At 51.0% G+C, this 4,042-nt stretch carries 6 protein-coding genes; 3 read left to right on the top strand and 3 right to left on the bottom strand.

Going from position 1 to position 4,042, the window contains the following annotated elements; translation table 11 throughout:
• Positions 1 to 207: 207 nt before the first annotated feature.
• Positions 208 to 894 carry a ribonuclease III gene (gene rnc, locus NTZ04_00325; GenBank protein MCX5990774.1) on the top strand — a complete coding sequence of 229 codons (687 nt, stop codon included), beginning with the start codon at positions 208 to 210 and terminating at the stop codon, positions 892 to 894.
• Between the two features lie 34 nt (positions 895 to 928).
• On the opposite strand, the gene ruvA is transcribed toward rnc, so the two are convergent.
• The 3 genes from ruvA to NTZ04_00310 all read right to left on the bottom strand — a co-directional run bounded on the left by ruvA (position 929) and on the right by NTZ04_00310 (position 2,837).
• Positions 929 to 1,513 carry a Holliday junction branch migration protein RuvA gene (gene ruvA / locus NTZ04_00320; GenBank protein MCX5990773.1) on the bottom strand — a complete coding sequence of 195 codons (585 nt, stop codon included), beginning with the start codon at positions 1,511 to 1,513 and terminating at the stop codon, positions 929 to 931.
• Positions 1,510 to 2,019, bottom strand: a complete 510-nt coding sequence (ruvC, locus tag NTZ04_00315; protein ID MCX5990772.1) for a crossover junction endodeoxyribonuclease RuvC — start codon at positions 2,017 to 2,019, stop codon at positions 1,510 to 1,512. The genes ruvA and ruvC overlap by 4 nt, the downstream gene beginning before the upstream one ends.
• Positions 2,020 to 2,081: 62 nt before the next feature.
• On the bottom strand, positions 2,082 to 2,837 hold the full coding sequence (locus tag NTZ04_00310) for a YebC/PmpR family DNA-binding transcriptional regulator (protein ID MCX5990771.1): 756 nt from the start codon (positions 2,835 to 2,837) through the stop codon (positions 2,082 to 2,084).
• A 147-nt stretch (positions 2,838 to 2,984) separates the two neighbouring features.
• Between NTZ04_00310 and NTZ04_00305 the strand changes: the two genes are divergently transcribed.
• Positions 2,985 to 3,617, top strand: a complete 633-nt coding sequence (locus NTZ04_00305) for a VTT domain-containing protein (protein MCX5990770.1) — start codon at positions 2,985 to 2,987, stop codon at positions 3,615 to 3,617.
• A gap of 47 nt (positions 3,618 to 3,664) precedes the next feature.
• Positions 3,665 to 4,042 (top strand): DUF45 domain-containing protein (locus tag NTZ04_00300; protein MCX5990769.1); only part of this gene is annotated, 378 nt, incomplete at its 3' end.

Raw genomic sequence — 4,042 nt, 5'->3', positions numbered from 1 at the left:
TCTCTCTTTGGCACTCATCGTGATCAGTCCTCCTTCCAATGAGGCACCTCCTTATCAGGATTGCCTCTGTTTTACTCCCTTTTGCGAAAGAGGACATTTCTATCGAGTTATTAAGAGGACATTATCATAGAGTTACAACATGAATTTCAAACCCTTATTGACAAAAGAGGGGGTAACTCGTTACTCTGAATGAGAGAGGACTTGAGTATGCCTGACTGGGCTGCAATACAAGAACATCTTGGCGTCACTTTCAATGACCTATCCTTGTTACAGCAGTCTTTTGTGCACCGTTCATATCTCAATGAGAATGCCGACTTCCCTTTGGGGTCTAACGAGCGGCTTGAGTTCCTGGGTGATGCTTTGCTTAGCCTTGTGATAGCCGAGAACCTGTACCGGCAGTTCGCTGACCTGGATGAAGGGGAGATGACCAAGCTTCGAGCTGCTTTAGTGCGGCAGGATAGCTTGGCTCAGTTGTCTCTATCTTTAGGGTTGGGGGACTATCTTTATCTAGCCCAGGGTGAAGAGAAGGGTGGCGGTCGTAAGAGGGCCAGAAACCTTGCCTGTGTAATGGAAGCGGTCATAGGTGCTGTATTCATAGATCAGGGATTCCATGTTGCCAGTGATTTGGTCATGAGGCTCTTTGGTCGCACCCTTCGCAAGGTGGCAGAGGAGGGGATGGCTGTTGACCACAAATCGAAGCTGCAGGAACTAGTTCAGGCAGAAAGGCAGCAGCGGCCAACCTACCGCCTGGTAGGGGCGGTAGGCCCAGACCATGACAAAACCTATTGGGTGGAGGTGGTAGTTGGAGGAGACCTCTTAGGCAGGGGATGTGGCAAGAGCAAACAATCAGCAGAGACGGAAGCGGCCAAGCAGGCGTTGGGGAGATGGGAATAAGAGCTGCTTGCCTGCCAGGGGGTCTCGCATTGCTCTACCTGGCCAAGTTGCGCAAGGCGAGTTTAATCTTGTCCTCCAGACTGAGGTCGGCAGATGTAGAGAGGGCAGCAATAGCCCTGGTTGCATCTGCGGCAGAATAGCCGAGACTGGTTAAGGCCGTGATGATCTTATCGCTATCCCCTGTCGGATGATAGCTTACCACTAATCCACCCCATCCCTTTTCCAGTTTACTCTTCAACTCCAGCACTACACGACTGGCTGTCTTCTTTCCCACCCCAGGTACTTGAGTGAGAAGATCGATATCGCTGCTCATAATGGCTGAAGCCAACCCCTCGGGGTTGAGGCTGGAAAGCATAGCCATGGCCAACTTGGGGCCAATACCACTGACGCTGGTGAGCATCTTGAAAAATTCGCGCCCCTCTTGAGTAAGGAATCCGTAGAGAACTACTCTGTCCTCCTTCCAGTGGAGAAGTGTGTGGAGTTGTACTTGTTTTCCTACAGGACCTAGCTCGTCTATGCTAGAGGCCGGCAGATATACCTGAAAACTTATTCCACCCACTCTAATGATGACCGAGTCTGTGCTCCGGAGTTCCAGGGTTCCTTCAACAGCAGCAATCATGATGACTCGCGGTCGCCTCCTGCTATCATCCTGGCCAGGTGCTTCTGTTGGAGATGGCATAGAGCTACTGCTAGAGCGTCTGTTGCGTCGATCGAGCGGGGGATTTGTGTCAGCCTCAACTGGATGCATACCATCCGCTGAACCTGTTCCTTCCCACTACATCCATAGTCGGCTACTGCTTGCTTAATCTTAGCTGGCGGGTAGGTATAGACAGGGATGCCTTTACTGCTGGCAGCCAACATAGCTACTGCCTGTGCTCGGCCTATCGCCAATGCCGAGCGAATGTTAAGAGCTACGAATGGCTCTTCGACGGCCATCTCTTCGGGCTGACAGCGATTGAGGATATCTATAAGACCCTTGTATAATTGGTACAATCTCTCAGGCGCGGGAATCCGGTTTGAAACTGTCAGGACTCCGCAATCTAACATTCTTGGCTCATCGTTCTTCTCATCAATCAAACCATAGCCCATGGCTATGGTACCCGGATCGATGCCAAGAATGCGCACTGACGTTTAAGACACCCCTGGTGCAATCTTGATGTTCCTGTTCATAGCGTGCCCAAAACCTGTCAATCCCGGCCCTCCAGCTTCTCCATGACGGCATCAGAGAAATCGACATTGGAGAATACTCGCTGCACATCGTCCAGCTCCTCAAATCGGTCCAGGAGCTTGAGAACGCGCAGTGCCCCAGCGTCATCCAGCCCCAGCATGGTCTTGGGTATCATTGATAGCTCGGCGGAGACTATTTTTGTCTTCTTCTGCTCCATGGCCTTACGCACTGTTTCCAGCATTTGCGGTTGGGTATAGACTTCCATAGAGTCTTTCTCAAGAGTGACATCTTCAGCGCCGGCATCAATAGCAGAGAGAGCCAACTCTTCCGGATCGTTTTGGCCGGTTTCCACTGTAATTACCCCCTTGGGCTCGAATATCCAGGCTACTCCTCCCGCTTCTGCGAGATTACCCCCGCCTCTGGAGAAGACATTGCGTATCTCCTGCAGTGTACGGTTGCGGTTATCTGTCAGTGCCTGAACAAGAATGGCTACGCCACCGGGTCCGTAACCTTCGAAACTGACCTCGGTTAGTATTGTGCCGGCTCCCGCACCGCTCGCTCTCTTGATAGAGGCGTTGACGTTATCCATTGGCATATTGTTGTCACGGCATTTCTGTATTGCCAACCGAAGGCGAAAATTATGTTCGGGGTCGCTTCCCCCTTCACGAACCGCCACCGCAATCTCTCTACCCAACTTGGTAAAGAGCTGCCCCCTTTTGATATCCGTTACGCCCTTTTGTCGCTTGATCTTGGACCACTTCGAATGTCCAGACATATCTATCCCTCCCTTGCCCGCCCAATCATAGCATCTTTAGGGACTGTTTTCGAGCCATGTCTATCATAGGGTATAACAGACAGAAATAGCCATGTCAACGGTTTTTGACTTGTGCTCCAATTTGCCTGTATCCTTGAGCGACGAAAGATGACCACAAACGATAGCGATAACAAATATAACAAAGAAGAAGATAAAGGGAAAGAGCCTCGCAAAACCGGACGCTATTTGATTCTGCTATCTGCCCTGCTGGTCATTGCGATAGCAGCACTGGCGGTAATTTACCGCAGTGAGTTAAGGGATTTCAAAGAATATGGTTACCTCGGCGCTTTTGTGGTTAGCTTCATGGCCGGCGCCACCATTATTGTCTATGTCCCCGGCGTGCCGCTGGTATTTGCCCTCGGAGGCTTGCTGCCGTACCCCTTCCTTGTTGGTATAGCTGCCGGCCTGGGTGAGGCACTCGGGGAGTTCACGGGCTATCTTGCCGGGCGCGGCAGCGGTTCCTTTCTCAAGAACCAGAAACCTGGCAGAGCGCAGAGATTATATTCTCGTATAGAGGGTTGGATGAAGAAACACGGATACCTGACCCTCTTTCTTGCTTCAGCGGTATTCAATCCCTTCTTTGATCTCATAGGTGCTACGGCAGGAGCCACACGCATGCCACCGTGGAAGTTCTACTTGGTAGTTGCAGCCGGGAAAATAGTAAAGGGAACCTATGTGGCCTATCTGGGCATGTTGGGAATGGACTATATTCTTCGATGGTTTCACTATAAACCACTATAAACCACAACCCTGGAGTTGCCCCGTCTGATTGATTCGAAAAGTTGAAAGTGAATTTGGGGTCTGACCTTTATCCATCCCTAATATCGGCCACACCTGTACGAGCTTGTTCACCATTGATCCTGCTTGGGCAAAAGGAAGTCATCCTTGATGGTCAGCTTATATCGTACACACTCAAGCGCAGCCATAGAGCAAGGTGCGTCCGGCTTGAGGTGAGAGAACGGGCAGGACTTACAGTAGTAGTGCCCAGGTCATATAAATTGCAGCAACTTGATGACCTGCTAAAGCGAAAGGCATCCTGGATATTGGGCAAGACTGCCCGATATGTTCAAAATACGCCTCTTTTTGCTCCCGGGGAGTTAAAGAGCGGGGACAGCATCCCTTACCTCGGACAGGAATTGCAGGTTGCAGTCTGTCAGCAGACTGAA

The organism is Chloroflexota bacterium, from assembly GCA_026389585.1.
Taxonomy (GTDB): Bacteria; Chloroflexota; Dehalococcoidia; order UBA2247; family RBG-13-53-26; genus JAPLHP01.
This window is presented reverse-complemented; position numbering and strand designations above follow the sequence as displayed.